The sequence below is a fragment of the Pseudomonas sp. NFACC13-1 genome (assembly GCF_900104425.1).
Taxonomy (GTDB): Bacteria; Pseudomonadota; Gammaproteobacteria; order Pseudomonadales; family Pseudomonadaceae; genus Aquipseudomonas; species Aquipseudomonas fluorescens_AA.
Window position 1 is genome coordinate 303,144 of sequence record NZ_FMXV01000001.1, and the last position, 14,073, is coordinate 317,216.

The 14,073-nt window shown below is 61.1% G+C and carries 12 protein-coding genes; 7 read left to right on the top strand and 5 right to left on the bottom strand.

Features of this window, described 5'->3' with window-relative positions:
• Window positions 1-64: 64 nt before the first annotated feature.
• Entirely contained in the window at window positions 65-286 is a 222-nt protein-coding gene (locus BLQ55_RS01425; protein WP_092251925.1) for a hypothetical protein, read from the bottom strand.
• A 52-nt stretch (window positions 287-338) separates the two neighbouring features.
• Between BLQ55_RS01425 and BLQ55_RS01430 the strand changes: the two genes are divergently transcribed.
• Window positions 339-2,753 carry a glucose/quinate/shikimate family membrane-bound PQQ-dependent dehydrogenase gene (locus BLQ55_RS01430; RefSeq protein WP_092251927.1) on the top strand — a complete coding sequence of 805 codons (2,415 nt, stop codon included), beginning with the start codon at window positions 339-341 and terminating at the stop codon, window positions 2,751-2,753.
• 271 nt (window positions 2,754-3,024) lie between these two features.
• Here BLQ55_RS01430 and purT read toward each other — a convergent pair whose 3' ends face one another.
• The 4 genes from purT to BLQ55_RS01450 form a co-directional block, all read right to left on the bottom strand.
• Window positions 3,025-4,206 (bottom strand): formate-dependent phosphoribosylglycinamide formyltransferase, encoded by a 1,182-nt coding sequence (gene purT, locus BLQ55_RS01435; RefSeq protein ID WP_092251929.1) that lies wholly within the window; start codon window positions 4,204-4,206, stop codon window positions 3,025-3,027.
• Between the two features lie 100 nt (window positions 4,207-4,306).
• Window positions 4,307-4,774, bottom strand: coding sequence for a preQ0 transporter (locus tag BLQ55_RS01440; protein ID WP_092205162.1), 468 nt, complete (start codon window positions 4,772-4,774; stop codon window positions 4,307-4,309).
• A 261-nt stretch (window positions 4,775-5,035) separates the two neighbouring features.
• On the bottom strand, window positions 5,036-5,821 hold the full coding sequence (locus BLQ55_RS01445; protein ID WP_092251931.1) for a siderophore-interacting protein: 786 nt from the start codon (window positions 5,819-5,821) through the stop codon (window positions 5,036-5,038).
• Entirely contained in the window at window positions 5,814-6,395 is a 582-nt protein-coding gene (locus BLQ55_RS01450) for a PadR family transcriptional regulator (protein WP_092251933.1), read from the bottom strand. Before BLQ55_RS01450 ends, BLQ55_RS01445 begins: the two co-directional genes overlap by 8 nt.
• 420 nt (window positions 6,396-6,815) lie before the next feature.
• Between BLQ55_RS01450 and BLQ55_RS01455 the strand changes: the two genes are divergently transcribed.
• The 6 genes from BLQ55_RS01455 (at window position 6,816) to BLQ55_RS01480 (ending at window position 13,987) form a co-directional block, all read left to right on the top strand.
• A complete protein-coding gene (locus BLQ55_RS01455) occupies window positions 6,816-7,301 on the top strand; it encodes a CS1 type fimbrial major subunit (RefSeq protein ID WP_092251935.1) in 486 nt (161 codons plus the stop codon).
• A 125-nt stretch (window positions 7,302-7,426) separates the two neighbouring features.
• Window positions 7,427-9,961, top strand: coding sequence for a CS1-pili formation C-terminal domain-containing protein (locus BLQ55_RS01460; RefSeq protein WP_092251937.1), 2,535 nt, complete (start codon window positions 7,427-7,429; stop codon window positions 9,959-9,961).
• 146 nt (window positions 9,962-10,107) lie between these two features.
• On the top strand, window positions 10,108-11,364 hold the full coding sequence (locus BLQ55_RS01465) for a hypothetical protein (RefSeq protein ID WP_092251939.1): 1,257 nt from the start codon (window positions 10,108-10,110) through the stop codon (window positions 11,362-11,364).
• Between the two features lie 46 nt (window positions 11,365-11,410).
• Complete coding sequence (locus tag BLQ55_RS01470; RefSeq protein WP_092251941.1) at window positions 11,411-12,655, top strand: hypothetical protein; 1,245 nt, start codon at window positions 11,411-11,413, stop codon at window positions 12,653-12,655.
• A 60-nt stretch (window positions 12,656-12,715) separates the two neighbouring features.
• Window positions 12,716-13,459 carry a molecular chaperone gene (locus BLQ55_RS01475; RefSeq protein WP_176814169.1) on the top strand — a complete coding sequence of 248 codons (744 nt, stop codon included), beginning with the start codon at window positions 12,716-12,718 and terminating at the stop codon, window positions 13,457-13,459.
• A gap of 45 nt (window positions 13,460-13,504) precedes the next feature.
• Window positions 13,505-13,987: a CS1 type fimbrial major subunit gene (locus tag BLQ55_RS01480; protein WP_092205154.1), complete on the top strand. Its 483-nt coding sequence runs from the start codon at window positions 13,505-13,507 to the stop codon at window positions 13,985-13,987.
• The last annotated feature ends 86 nt before the right edge of the window (window positions 13,988-14,073 follow it).

Genomic DNA, 14,073 nt, shown 5'->3' on the forward strand with positions numbered 1-14,073 from the left:
GACATTATCCTTGCGCCGCTTGCTGAAACGCTTCTTCTGTTATGCCGGAGCCTCTGCGTCCAGCTCATTCCCGCTGGAAGATCTGATGAATGCCCAATGCACTGATCCTGAAAGACAGCGCTGTCTTGGTGAATTCCTGTGGGAGCGAGCTTGCTCGCGATAACGATTGCACATTCAACATTGAAGCCGACTGACACGCCGCCATCGCGAGCAAGCTCGCTCCCACAGGGATCGCGCCAGCCAATTTGCCTTTTTCAACTGAACCATGCCCCTTCAAGATCGTCATCTACAGTGACTACTTGCGCGGGCCTCCTTAAAACGTCACGGAGAATCACACTATGAGCACTGAGGGTGCTTTGAGTCGAAGCCGTCTGCTTCCGAGCCTGCTCGGCATTCTGCTTCTATTGATGGGCCTGGCCCTGCTGGCCGGCGGGGTCAAGCTGAGCACGTTGGGCGGCTCGCTGTATTACCTGCTGGCCGGTATCGGCCTGGCGCTGACCGGCGTGCTGCTGATCATGGCCCGTCGCGCGGCCCTGGGCCTGTACGCACTGGTGCTGTTCGCCAGCACCGTATGGGCGCTGTGGGAAGTCGGCCTGGACTGGTGGCAACTGGTGCCGCGCCTGGCGCTGCTGTTTGCCCTGGGCATCGTCATGTTGCTGCCGTGGTTCCGCCGCCCGCTGTTGACCGCCGACGCCTCGGCCATGGGCACCCGTGCGTTGGGCGCCGCCGTGGTCATCGCCGGTATCGCCGCGCTTGCCAGTCAGTTCACCAACCCGGGTGAGATCAAGGGCCAACTGGACCGCGACAGCGTGCCAGGCATGACCAACACCGCACCGGCCATGCCCGACGGCGACTGGAATTCCTACGGGCGCAGCGCCCACGGCGACCGCTATTCGCCGCTGGCGCAGATCACCCCCGAGAACGTCAGCAAGCTCAAGCAAGCCTGGACGTTCCGCACCGGCGACCTGCCAGGGCCGAACGACCCGGGTGAAACCACCGCCGAAAACACCCCGCTGAAGGTCAACGGCATGCTCTACGTGTGCACGCCTCACAGCCAAGTGATTGCCCTGGAGCCTGAAACCGGCAAGGAAATCTGGCGTTTCGATCCGAAGCTTTCCACGCAAAAAGCGGAAAACTTCAAGGGGTGGGCCCACATGACCTGCCGTGGCGTGACCTACCACGATGACGCCGTCTACGCTTCCGCCGAGCAGAGCCCCACCGGCACCGCCAGCACCACACCGGCCAGTACCGTCTGCCCACGACGGATCTTCCTGCCGACCGCCGACACCCGCCTGATCGCCCTCAACGCCGACACCGGCAAGATGTGCGAAGACTTCGGCGACAAGGGCCAGGTCGACCTGAGCGCCAACATCGGCGGCTTCACGGCCGGCGGTTACTACTCCACCTCGCCACCGGCGGTCACCCAGAATCTGGTGGTGATCGGCGGCCACGTCACCGACAACGTCTCCACCGACGAACCAAGCGGTGTGATCCGTGCCTACGACGTGCACACCGGCAAGCTGGTATGGAACTGGGACAGCGGCAACCCGGACGACACCACGCCGATCGCCGAAGGCCAGACCTACACCCGCAACTCGCCGAACATGTGGTCCATGTTCAGCGTCGATGAAAAACTCGGCATGCTCTACCTGCCGATGGGCAACCAGACCCCCGACCAGTTCGGTGGCCTGCGTACCCCGGAATCGGAAAAGTATTCCGCTGGCCTGACCGCCCTGGACATCGCCACCGGCAAGGTGCGCTGGTACTTCCAGTTCACCCACCACGACCTGTGGGACATGGACGTTGGCGGTCAACCGACGCTGATGGACATGAAGACCGCCGATGGCGTGAAACCCGCCGTCCTGGCGTCGACCAAGCAGGGCAGCATCTACGTGCTGGACCGCAGCAATGGTCAGCCGATCGTGCCGATCAAGGAAATCCCGGTGCCGCAAGGCGCGGTGGAGGGCGACCACACCTCGCCGACCCAACCGATGTCCGACCTGAACTTCGTGCCGCCGGTCCTCAAGGAACGCGACATGTGGGGCGTGACTCCGTTCGACCAGATGTTGTGCCGGATCGACTTCAAGTCGCTGCGCTATGACGGCATGTTCACCCCACCGTCGCTGCAAGGTTCGATCGTCTACCCGGGCAACTTCGGCGTATTCGACTGGGGCGGCATTTCGGTGGACCCGGTGCGCCAGATCGCTTTCGTCAACCCGAGCTACATGGCGTTCAAGTCGAAGCTGGTGCCAGCGGCGGAAGTGGCCGGTGGGCCGGGTCGCAAGAGCGAAACCGAAGGCGTGCAGCCGAACAAGGGCGCGCCGTATGGCGTGATCCTCGAAGCGCTGCTCTCGCCGATGGGCCTGCCTTGCCAGGCGCCTGCCTGGGGTTATGTCGCGGCGGTGGACCTGACCAACAACAAGACCCTGTGGAAACACAAGAACGGCACCGTGCGCGACAGCTCGCCAGTACCGATCCCGCTGAGCATGGGTGTTCCGAGCCTGGGGGGTACGTTCACCACGGGCAGCGGCCTGGCGTTCCTCAGCGGTACGCTGGACCAGTACCTGCGTGCCTATGACGTGAAAAACGGCAAGCAGCTGTGGGAAGGCCGCCTGCCCGCCGGTGCCCAGACCACGCCGATGACCTACACCGGCAAGGACGGCAAGCAATACGTGCTGGTCGTTGCGGGGGGGCATGGCTCCCTGGGGACCAGGCAGGGTGATTATGTGATTGCCTATAAGTTGCCGGATTAAGCAAAACCGGCACTCATGAAAAAGGCGACACCTTTGCGGGTGTCGCCTTTTTTATTGCACTGTGGCTTTTGTGGCGAGGGAGCTTGCTCTCGTTAGGTTCGTAGGAGCTGCCGAAGGCTGCGATCTTTTGATCTTTCGCTTGAGACTCAAGTGTCTGGGGAAAGATCGCAGCCTCGTTGCACTCGACAGCTCCTACACAGCTCCTACACAGCTCCTACAACGCAGCCCAGCGGGAGCAAGCTCCCTCGCCACGGGTTTGCATTCAGCCAGCTTACAACTCGATCTTCACCGCCTGGGAAGCCCGGGTTGCCTTGGCACGGGCCGCTTTGATGGATTCATCGCGGGCCAGGGCCACGCCCAGGCGGCGCTGGCCGTTGACTTCCGGTTTGCCGAACAGGCGCAGGGCGGTGTCCGGTTCGCTCAGGGCCACGCCCAGGTTGGCGAACGCGGTCTGGGTCGATTGGCCTTCCACCAGGATCACCGACGACGCCGACGGGCCGAACTGGCGGATCAGCGGGATCGGCAGGCCGAGAATGGCGCGGGCGTGCAAGGCGAATTGCGACAGGTCCTGGGAAATCAGTGTCACCAGACCCGTGTCATGGGGGCGTGGCGAGACTTCGCTGAACCACACCTGGTCGCCCTTGATGAACAGCTCGACGCCAAACAGGCCACGACCACCCAGGGCCTCGGTCACGGCCTTGGCCACGCGCTCGGATTCGGCCAGGGCCGCCGGGCTCATGGCCTGGGGTTGCCAGGATTCCTGGTAGTCGCCTTTTTCCTGGCGGTGGCCGACCGGTGCGCAGAAGGTGGTGCCGCCCACGTGACGTACGGTAAGCAAGGTGATTTCGTAGTCGAAATCGATAAAGCCTTCGATGATGACCCGGCCCTTGCCGGCGCGGCCACCTTCCTGGGCGTAGTCCCAGGCTTTCTGTACATCGTCGCTACCGCGCAGCAGGCTCTGGCCCTTGCCCGAGGAACTCATCACCGGCTTGACCACGCAGGGGAAGCCCAGGGTTTCCACGGCCTTGCGGTAGTCTTCGACGGTGTCGGCGAAGAAATACGGCGAAGTCGGCAGGCCCAGCTCTTCGGCGGCCAGGCGACGGATGCCTTCACGGTTCATGGTCAGTTGCGCGGCGCGGGCGGTGGGGATCACGGTAAAGCCTTCGGCTTCCAGCTCCACCAGGGTGGCGGTGGCGATGGCTTCGATTTCCGGCACGATGAAGTGCGGCTTCTCGGCCTCGATCACCGCACGCAGGGCGGCGCCGTCGAGCATGTTGATCACATGGCTGCGGTGGGCCACTTGCATGGCCGGCGCGTTGGCGTAGCGATCCACGGCAATCACCTCGACGCCCAGGCGCTGCAGCTCGATTACCACTTCCTTGCCCAGCTCACCGCTGCCACACAACAAAACGCGGGTCGCGGTGGGCGACAATGGGGTTCCGATACGGGTCATCTGAAGGTCCTCAAGCAGGAGCGGATCATCGGGGTGCGCGCCGGGCGAGCTTCCCATGGGGAGAAAGCGCGGCATTTTACATGAACCGCGGGATTTGGCTTCAGGTGGCGACGGTTTGCTTTCGCAAACGCCAGGCCATGATCAGCCAGACGACCGTGACCCCGGCGAATTTCGAGGCCAGGGCGGTGATCACCACGCCTGGCGTCAGGGCGTCGATCAGGCCGAAGAAAATGAAGGTGTCGAGGGGAATGCTCAGGGCCGAACTGATCCACAGCCGATCATGGAGCGGGCGCTTGGTGATCGTGAACACCAGCCAGTCGATGCACTCGGACACGGCGAATGCCGTGGCGCTGGCCAGGGCGATGGTCGGGTCCGAAGTGACGTAGGACAACACCAGCGCCACCAGCATCGCCAAGATGGCGCCATGGCCGAAACGGGTCTGGACCATGTCCCGCAGGATAAACACCAGCCCGCCCCAGGCCGACCAGATGATGTCCAGGTGCGGCGCGGCGGAAAACGCGAAGTTGATCAGCACGACGCTGGCGATGTAGGCGAGCAGGAAGAGCATGGGGTACCTGGTGAAATGTCCTGTGAATCATTAAGAACAGCGATATCCCCGTGGCGAGGGAGCTTGCTCCCGCTGGGCTCTGTAGGAGCTGCCGAAGGCTGCGATCTTTTGATCTTTCGCTTGGGACTCAAGTGTTTGGGGAAAGATCGCAGCCTCGTTGCACTCGACGGCTCCTACAATGCATTCCAGCGGGAGCAAGCTCCCTCGCCACGGGGTTCTGTGTTGTCCAGTGGACAGGGTAGTTCAGCCGCCGCCAGTCTCTCAATCCTCCTCACTACCCTCCGCCTTCCAATACCCCACCGCCTTCACAAAGTCCTGGTCCAACCCTTTCTCCTCCAGCAACACCTTGCGAATCTGCCGCGACACCTTGCTCTCGGTCGCGACCCAGGCGTACAGCTTGCCGCCGGGCATTTCCAACTGTCGCACGGTTCGCAGCAGGTTGTCCTGGCGGCCTTCGCGCAATACCCAGATCACATGGACCTGCGCCGGGCTCTGGAGGATCTGTTGTTCGGCGCCGTTTTCCACTTCCACCACCACCAGGGCCCGTCGGTCCGGCGCCAGGCCTTCGAGGCGGCGGGCGATGGCGGGCAGGGCGGTTTCGTCGCCGACCAGCAGGTAGCTGTCGAAGATGTCAGGCACGATCATCGAGCCCCTGGGCCCGGCGATGTTCAGGTATTGCCCGGGGGCGGCCTGGGCCGCCCAGGTCGAGGCCGGGCCGTCGCCGTGGAGCACGAAATCGATGTCCAGCTCCAAGGTGTTCAGGTCATAGCGGCGTGGCGTGTAGTCGCGCATCTCGGGCATCGGGCCCTGGGCCTTGCCCGCGCTGGGGTTGAAGTTATCCAGGGCGGCCTGTTCCTCGGCGTTCTGCGGGAACAGCAATTTCACGTGGTCATCCGTGCCCAGGCTGGTGAACCCGGCCAGTTCCGGCCCGCCGACGGTGATGCGGCGCATGCGTGGGGTCAGGTCCACCACCCGCAACACTTGCAGGCGGCGACGCTTGATCTCGTGGCTGACGCGGTGAATGGTGTTTGGATCGTGTTCAGTCATTGCTTGACTCCGAAACAGAGGGACGGGCAGGGCCGTCGACGATGGCTTTGACGGTGTCGTTGAGCAGGCCGCGCACCCGCAGGATTTCTTCCGGGCTCCAACGGCCCTGGTGCATCTGTAGCGCATCGCGCAGGTGACCCACCGCCTCGTGGATCTCGGCAGGCCGATCCTGGTCACGCAGGGTACGCTTGCTGGTTTCGATGCGCATCCGCACGCCGTCCAGCGCTTCGGCCTGGTCTCGAAGGAATAGACGTCCGGCATCGGTCGCGCTGTAACACTTTTTTCCACCCTCGGCGTCGCCGCTGATCATCTTACCCATTTCAAGGTGGGTCAGGGTCGGGTAGATCACGCCGGGGCTGGGGCTGTAGGCACCGTCGAACATGGACTCGATCTGCCGGATCAGCTCGTAGCCGTGGCAAGGTTTCTCGGCAATCAGGGCCAGCAACAGCAATTTCAAGTGGCCGGGGGCGAAAACCCGTGGGCCGCGACTGCCGCGCTCGCGACCGGGCGGGCGTCGTTCGAAGCCATCCTGACGACCCTGTTCATGAGTGGAAGGGGGATAAAGGACTGTCATGTGTTTGCTCTCTGTTCCGCATAAATAGAACCGAGATATATCTTTGACTTCAGATATATCTTCGCTTATATAGATATATCTTGAAGTGAAGATATATCTTCGTTGGGTCCTACAAGAAGTGAAGTGTGACCTTACCTGAATCCCTTAAGTTTGCGGGACGAAACCGGGTGGGTATCAGGAAGTATTAACCGTAACTAGTGGGAATGTGGGAATGCTCTTACATTAAAAGTTACGTTTTATCGAAAATTGCGTATTTTTCCTTGTGTTGCATGTTCGCTTTACTACAAGTCTATGCGAACTTTCCTGCTTATTTTTAATTAAAGAGCGACGATCATGCACCGGCGTTGAAGGGGCACGCCAAGCTGTATTGGCCTGCAACTTCAGCCCTTCCCTCTTTATTGCTATGAACAGGTGTTAACAATGCTCATGAAAATCGTAACCGCAGCTTCCCTGACCGCTGCGGCCCTGAGTTCTTCGCTGGCTTTCGCTGCCGACGACGCACGTTCGTCCATCCATATCACGGCGAACATTCCGACCCAGCAGTTCCACGTGCAGCCACGTGACCCGAACTGGGGTAAGAATGAAACCATGAACTACAACACCGTCAACGGGACCCTGACGTCGCTGCGCCAGACCTACGACGTGAAGAACACCGAAGGTTCGGTCAACGCCTACATCGAAGGCGGCGAGGCTTCGCTGTTCAATGGCAGCGATGCCATCGCTCTGACCACCGCCTTCAACGGTGTCACCCTGACCGACAGGTCCCAGGAAGTGGTGGACGACGCGACCTCCACGCCAGGCACCCAGGCTGAGATGACCATTATCCCGGCCAGGCCTCTGCCTACCCAGAACGGCGTATACACCGCTGACATGACCGTCATCTTCGACGCCGTGCCACGCCCGTAATGCCCTTTGCCGCCCGGTGAGTTCCACCTCGTCCCGGGCAGCGCGACAGGCCTGCCGGCGCTCCCCAGCCGGCCGGCCTGTAGCTGGAATGCCTTGATAGCTCGCTGATAATGAGAGTCCCGTTGATGTTTTCGATGACACCCATCGCAGGTGCGCTCGCGCTATTGTTGTGCGCCAATGCATTGGCCGCGCCAACTGCACCCGGTACGACACCCACGAGCCTGCTGTCCCAGGCCAAGGGGTTGCCGGCGGAGTTTGAAGCCCACTTCTTCGATGTGCCGCTCGCGGTTCGTATTGAACTCAATCAACAGTATCTCGGCGAGGCCATGGTGGTCTTGACGCGAGATGATCGTATTACCCTGCTCGAGTTTACCGACACCCACGAGAGTTCGATCAAGGCGGTCGAACGCGAGCAATGGGAACAACGCCTCAAGCAGGGCATCGCACTCGGCGCCTGTGAAACCAATTGTTCGGCGGGGTTGCTGGCCGTGCATTACAGCCTCGAGAACTCCTTGGTGTCGATCCTGACCCAAGACGTCGAGCGCTCGACCGAGCCCCGGCGTTTTTACGACCAACCCAAAGAGGGCAGCTTCGGTCTTATCTTCAATAACCAACTCAATCTCAATGGTGGCCAGGAACAGGATACCGGGGGACGCTATGGCCTCAACGCCAGTTCCAGCGTGGGCAACTGGAGCCAATCCCTGGACCTCCAGCTCTCGCGTCTTGGTGGGCCGGACGACAAGACTTACCACGCCATCCACGAGCTCTATACCCAACGAGAGTTGGAAGGACAATTTTTCCGCCTGGGTTATTTCACGCCCAGTTCCGATGGCCTGAACCGTCAGATCCGTTCGTTTGGCGCCAACCCGGACACTGCGCTGGGGGTGATGTTCGGCAGTTCCGACAGCCTGGTCGTCGATAATCCCAAGCCCAGCGTCTACCCCATTTATGTCACCGCCAGCCGCCAGGCGTCGGTGGAGATTTATCGCAGTGGCCTGCTGATCAACACCCAGGCCGTCAGCGCCGGCTTGCAGAGCCTGGACACCCGGCCATTGCCCGGTGGTATCTACGAAGTGGAGGTCCGGCTGATCGAGGATGGACAAACCACCGCCACCAGCCAGGAACTGGTCTACAAACCCAGCAATTGGAGCAGCACGGAAGATCGCTGGCGCTACAACCTGTTCGCCGGTCGGGAAACCCGGTTGTGGAGCAACTGGGACGACCAGCCCTCGGGTTTTACCACGGCGGGCCTCGGCGTCAATTACCTGCTGCACCCACGGGTGATCCTGGGGGGCTCCATGCGTCAGGTGCAGGACAAACTGCAAGTGGGCACTTCGGTGGACTGGACGCTGGGCAGCAGTACCAGCTTGTACGCCAATGTCTACCAGACCGAACAGTACGGCACCGGCATGGACTTGCAGGGCATGTACAGCTACGGCAATGGCAGCGTCGTGGCCAGCCACAACCGCAGTTGGCTGGACACTCGCAACACCTACGAAACCCTGCCGGACGGCACCCGTATCCGCCAGCGCAACGTGTACGTCGGTCAAACCAGCAACTCGTCGCTGTCGGTCAACCATCGCTTGAGCAACAAGACCTCCCTCAACGGGCGGCTGGCCTACAGCGAAGGCAATGTCCAGGGCACGGGCCTGGACCTGGGCTGGACCCAGCGCGCCAAGCTGCGTGGCAGCGATGCCAACTGGCGGTTGTCGGTGTTCGACCGCCCTGGCACTTCGAGTACCAATGACCGGCGTAATCGCGGTGTGGACCTGAGCCTCAGCGTGGCCTTGGGCGGCCCGGGCGAGTACTGGTCGGGCAGCATCGGCACCCGCACCTCCCGCGAGGGCGACCGGGACAACAATGCCTCGCTGACCTATCGCCGCGACCTCCAGGACCACGTGTTGCAAAGCGTCTCCGCCACGGCGCTGGCCGATACCTATGGCGTGGGCCTGTCCGGCCTCGCCAGCTTCAGTACCGACTCGCTCTATGGCGATGGTTTCATCCAGCGCTCGTCCTACAACGACAACCTCACCGGCGGCCTGAACCTCAGCAGCACGGTCGCCGTGGGCGGCCGAAAAGCCGCCTTCACCGGCGTGCCGCAAGGTCGCGGCGCGGGAATGATCGTCGACGTGGAGACCGACCTGGACAACATCGTCCTGCGCGCCGACGACCTGACTGGCGGCAGCACCACGTTGCACCCGGGCCGTAACTTCGTGCCGATCACTGCTTATAAAAACAGCATGGTCACCTTCGACTTCGAGGGCGTTCATCCGCCGGCGGCGAGTATCGAGCCTACACGCACCCGCTATCACCTGAACAAGGGCGGTGTGGACTACCGCAAGGTCAGCGTGATGAAAACCGTGACCGTGCTCGGCCGTCTGCTGGACGAACAGGGCCAGCCGCTCAAGGGCCATCACGTGATCAACCACGCCAGCCGTGGCGTCAGCGAGGCGGACGGGTTCTTCTCCATGGAAATGAACGCCGCGTCCCCGACCTTGGAAGTGCGCTACGGCAACGAGTTGTTCTGCCGCTTCCGCCTCGACCCGGAAACCGCCACCGAGGAAGGCGACGTGTTGATGATCGGCGACCTGCGCTGCACCCCGGACAGTTTGGCTGACAGCTCGCTGGCTGCGACTGACCCGGCGAAGCAGCGTTCATGAGCTGTGGGAGCAAGGCTTGCCCGCGATGAACGATAACACCAACTCACCAGGAGACCGGGGCGCCTGCATCGCGGGCAAGCCTTGTTCCCGCAGTGAAGTTTTTCCCCAACTTGCAGGGATTTGCATCGATGTATGAGGTTGTATAGATGAAACCCTTATCGGTAGCCGTGCGCAGCGTGGTTTCGTTGTTGTTGCTTGCTTGCGTGCCGGCGGCCAATGCAGCGAGTCAGGATATCAGCGCGATATTCAGGCCCGATGCTTCGAAGCCAAACCTGAATCAATTTACCAATACCACACCGGTTTCAGGTTACTGCACTTTCTATCCGGCAGATTGCGCTGCGACGAAGATATTCAGCATTCAGTTGCCTATCAGCTTCAATTCGAACAGCCCTATCCAGGCGAACCATACCGATTATAGGCAAGGGGCGACCTTCAAGGTGCCCGCCAACTGGCGTACCGCACAAGTGACTCATGCCGAAACGGGGGAAATCGAAACTGTCGAAGTACGCTTTTCAGGCATCGGGTCGAGGTATCGACTTCCAATGAACGTGCTTGACCTGATTGGTAATCCGAACATTGACCTTGCATTGGCTCATAACCGGTTGTGGGGTGGCTACGGCCATAGCTGGGTGAATCCCGGCACACCCTGCGGGTATACCGGCCATGGAGGCCTTAATGCGACTACATATCGGTTTTTCTGGAAAACCAGGGTCGAAGCTGCGTGCTCCAAAAAGGCCAGCTTTTTGATCCCCAGCTTTACCTACGATTATCTGGACTTTGCCTACGAACTACGCACCCCAAACCCTCTGAAAATGTCGAGCGGTCTATATACCGGGTCACTGACCTATAACATTGGGCCGGGTCAGGACCTCGACATGGGCGATGTCATGATCCCTTCCGACCCGGTCCTTACCTTTAATTTCAATCTGACCGTCGAACACACCCTCAAAGTCGAAGTGCCTCCCGGTGGCAACCGCGTGGAACTGGTGCCCCAGGACGGTTGGCAAGCCTGGCTCAACAGCGGGCGCAAGCCGGTGCGGCTGTTCCGCGACCAGCGTTTCCATATCTCCGCCTCTTCCCGTTTCAAGATGGGGCTCGAATGCCAGCACATCAGCGGCAATACCTGCGCGATCACCGAGACCGGCACCGGCCATGCCGTGCCGGTGGACGTCAGTGTGACCCTGCCGGATGGCTTGACGGACGCCAGCGGGCAACCGGTCAACCGTCGCCGGCTGTTGCGCGATGGCAGTGGCACCGAGTTGTTCCAGCCCGGCTTATATGTCGACCGCAGGCCGGGAATGCTGCACTTCGAGGTCGGCCGGAGCAGCGTCGAAGAGATGCTGGACGGCGGCGCCACGCGCTATAGCGGCGACGTCACGGTGATCTGGGATTCGGAAGTTTAAAAGGCGTGGCTTGGCCAGTCCGAGCCGATTTGAGGGTGGGGTGTAGATGAAGCAGTTACCAGCAGTGCGAGGTATGGTTTCGGTGATGTTGTTGGCTTGTGCATCCACGGCCAGTGCCGTGAACAAGGAAGTCACCGCCGTCTTCAGGCCGGACCCCTCGAAACCCAATGAAAACACCTTTCTCAATACCACGCCGGTATCGGGTTATTGCGCGCTGTATCCGGCGGTATGCGAACGGGAAAAGATGTTCAGCCTTCAAGTGCCCATCGTTTTCGATTCGACCGGCCCCATCCAGGCCAACCACGGGAGTTCTCGGCAAGGTGCCATGTTCGATGTGCCCGCCACCTGGCGGTTGGCCCAGGTGACCCATACCGATACTGGCGAAACCGAGATAGTTCAAGTGCGCATTTCCGGCGTTGGCTCGCGCTATCAACTTCCCGTCAGCGTCGTGGAACTGGTGGGTGGCGGCGTGGATAACACGACCGCCCACAGGAGGTTATGGGGCGGTTCTAGCTGGATGTATGCGCCATCGCCATGTCGATCCACCAATTTCGGGACCCTGAACAGCCTGATCTATAACTTCTTCTGGAAGACGCCAGTCGAAGGCGTGTGCGCCAAAAGGGCCAGTTATTTGATTCCTAGCATGTCATACCGACATCTGGACTTTGCCTACGAGTTGCGCACCCCCAACCCCTTGAAAATGTCATCCGGTCAATACACGGGCTCAGTGTCCTATGGCGTGGGGCCGGGGCAGGACTTTGACATGGGGGACGTCATGATCCCCAACGACTCGGTGATCACCCTCAATTTCAAGCTGGACGTCGAACACACCCTCAAAGTGGATATACCTCCCGGCGGCAACCGCGTCGAACTGGTCCCCCAGGAAGGCTGGCAGGCCTGGCTGAACAGCGGGCGCAAACCCACGCGACTGTTCCGCGACCAGCGTTTCCACATCTCCGCGTCTTCGCGTTTCAAGATGGCCATCGAATGCCAAAACATCAGCGGCAACACCTGCGCGATTTCCGAAACCGGAACCGGTCACGCCGTGCCGGTGAACGTCAGCGTGACCTTGCCCGAGGGTTTGACGGATGCCGCGGGGCAACCGGTCGCCCGTCGCCCGTTGTTGCGTGACGGCACTGGCACCGAGTTGTTCCAGCCCACCTTCTACGTCGACCGCCGGCCCGGGATGCTGCACTTCGAAGTGGCCCAAAGCAGCGTCGCAGAGATGCTCGACAGTGGCGCCAAGGCCTACTCCGGCAACGTCACCGTGGTCTGGGATTCGGAAGTTTAAACGGCCGGTCGGCCAGGATTTTTTAGTGAGTTGCGTTAAATGCATGAGGTTGGAAAAGCGATGAAACATCTATTGGCATGGGTTGGACTCTATCTGTTTTGCGGCGTGGCCCAGGCCGGTCCGCAAATCGGCGTCGGGGTGGTCTACGACTACCTGGACGGCAACAAGACCACCTACATGAAGCGGATCTTCAACGGCGGCACGTCCACGGCGTTCGTCAAGGTCAACATCCTGGAGATTATCTATAACGAGGACGGCAGCTACCAGGAAGTGCCGCTGCAGAACCAGGCCAGTGCCCAGGCCAAGGACGGGTTGATGGCCAGCCCGGCGCGGCTGATCGTGCCGGCCAACGGGGTGCAGGGTACGCGCTTGCTGTTCATGGGCAACCGCGACAAGGAACGGTACTTCCGCGTGCGCTTCGTGCCGGTGGTGCCGGAGGCCGAAGACGAGTTCGCCATCAGCAAGGAGGAGCGCGAGGAATACAAGAAGGAGCGCATCGGGGCGGGGGTCAAGGTACTGGCGGGCTACGGCACGGTGTTCTTCGTACGGCCCAAGGACACCCGCTTCGAGACTGTGATCGATGACAGCGTCAATCGCTACCAGATACGCAATAACGGCAACAGCGTACTGGTGATCGATGAGTTCAAGGACTGCGAAGCGAAGAAAGAGAACGAGTGCCGGCCCACAACCAAGCACCACATCATGGCCGGCCGGACGTTTTCGTTCGACAAGGAGGCGGGGCGCGAATATCGCTTCACGTTGATCGAAGGCAGCGAGCAGAAAAACGTCGAGATCAAAGGTTGACGGTCGCCGTCGCCGAACCGTCGTTGACGCCACAGGTAATCAAATATGTTCAAGACACTGGTACGTCCCCTCGCACTGAGCGCCCTTATGTTGCCCTGGGTCCAGGCCTGGGGCGCGGTCGAACGGGAAACCTTCGAGGTCTACGTGACCATCCCCACCGCCGACTTTCATGTGGTGCCCCTCGACCCGCAACTGGTCCAGCGCGAACAGCGCCTGCCCTTCAGCACCATCACCGGCGAGCTCAGCCCGTTGCGGGCCACCTACGAGGTGAAGAACAGCAACGGCGCCATCGGTGCCCGCCTGGGGGAAGAGGCGTATCTGTCCAACGGACGTGAGCGCATCGATCTGCGAGTGACCTTCAATGGCGTCGCACTGACCCTGGATTCCGCCCAGGTGGTCACGGCCACCGAAGCCCGGCCCGGACGCCAGGTGCCGCTGGAAATCGCCGCCATCAGGCCCGATGACGACTACAAGCCGGGGGATTACTACGGCACGGTGCACATGGTGTTCGACGCTACTGCACCGTAGCAATCGCGAACCCTGCGGCAAAGATCATTTGACCCAGCACTCCTGTGGCGAGGGAGCTTGCTCCCTCGCCACAGGAGTGCTGGGTC

Coding starts and splice junctions, on each gene's coding strand:
- BLQ55_RS01425 (WP_092251925.1), bottom strand. CDS start 286: ATGACGATCTTGAAGGGGCATGGTTCAGTTGAAAAAGGCAAATTGGCT.
- BLQ55_RS01430 (WP_092251927.1), top strand. CDS start 339: ATGAGCACTGAGGGTGCTTTGAGTCGAAGCCGTCTGCTTCCGAGCCTG.
- purT (WP_092251929.1), bottom strand. CDS start 4,206: ATGACCCGTATCGGAACCCCATTGTCGCCCACCGCGACCCGCGTTTTG.
- BLQ55_RS01440 (WP_092205162.1), bottom strand. CDS start 4,774: ATGCTCTTCCTGCTCGCCTACATCGCCAGCGTCGTGCTGATCAACTTC.
- BLQ55_RS01445 (WP_092251931.1), bottom strand. CDS start 5,821: ATGACTGAACACGATCCAAACACCATTCACCGCGTCAGCCACGAGATC.
- BLQ55_RS01450 (WP_092251933.1), bottom strand. CDS start 6,395: ATGACAGTCCTTTATCCCCCTTCCACTCATGAACAGGGTCGTCAGGAT.
- BLQ55_RS01455 (WP_092251935.1), top strand. CDS start 6,816: ATGCTCATGAAAATCGTAACCGCAGCTTCCCTGACCGCTGCGGCCCTG.
- BLQ55_RS01460 (WP_092251937.1), top strand. CDS start 7,427: ATGTTTTCGATGACACCCATCGCAGGTGCGCTCGCGCTATTGTTGTGC.
- BLQ55_RS01465 (WP_092251939.1), top strand. CDS start 10,108: ATGAAACCCTTATCGGTAGCCGTGCGCAGCGTGGTTTCGTTGTTGTTG.
- BLQ55_RS01470 (WP_092251941.1), top strand. CDS start 11,411: ATGAAGCAGTTACCAGCAGTGCGAGGTATGGTTTCGGTGATGTTGTTG.
- BLQ55_RS01475 (WP_176814169.1), top strand. CDS start 12,716: ATGAAACATCTATTGGCATGGGTTGGACTCTATCTGTTTTGCGGCGTG.
- BLQ55_RS01480 (WP_092205154.1), top strand. CDS start 13,505: ATGTTCAAGACACTGGTACGTCCCCTCGCACTGAGCGCCCTTATGTTG.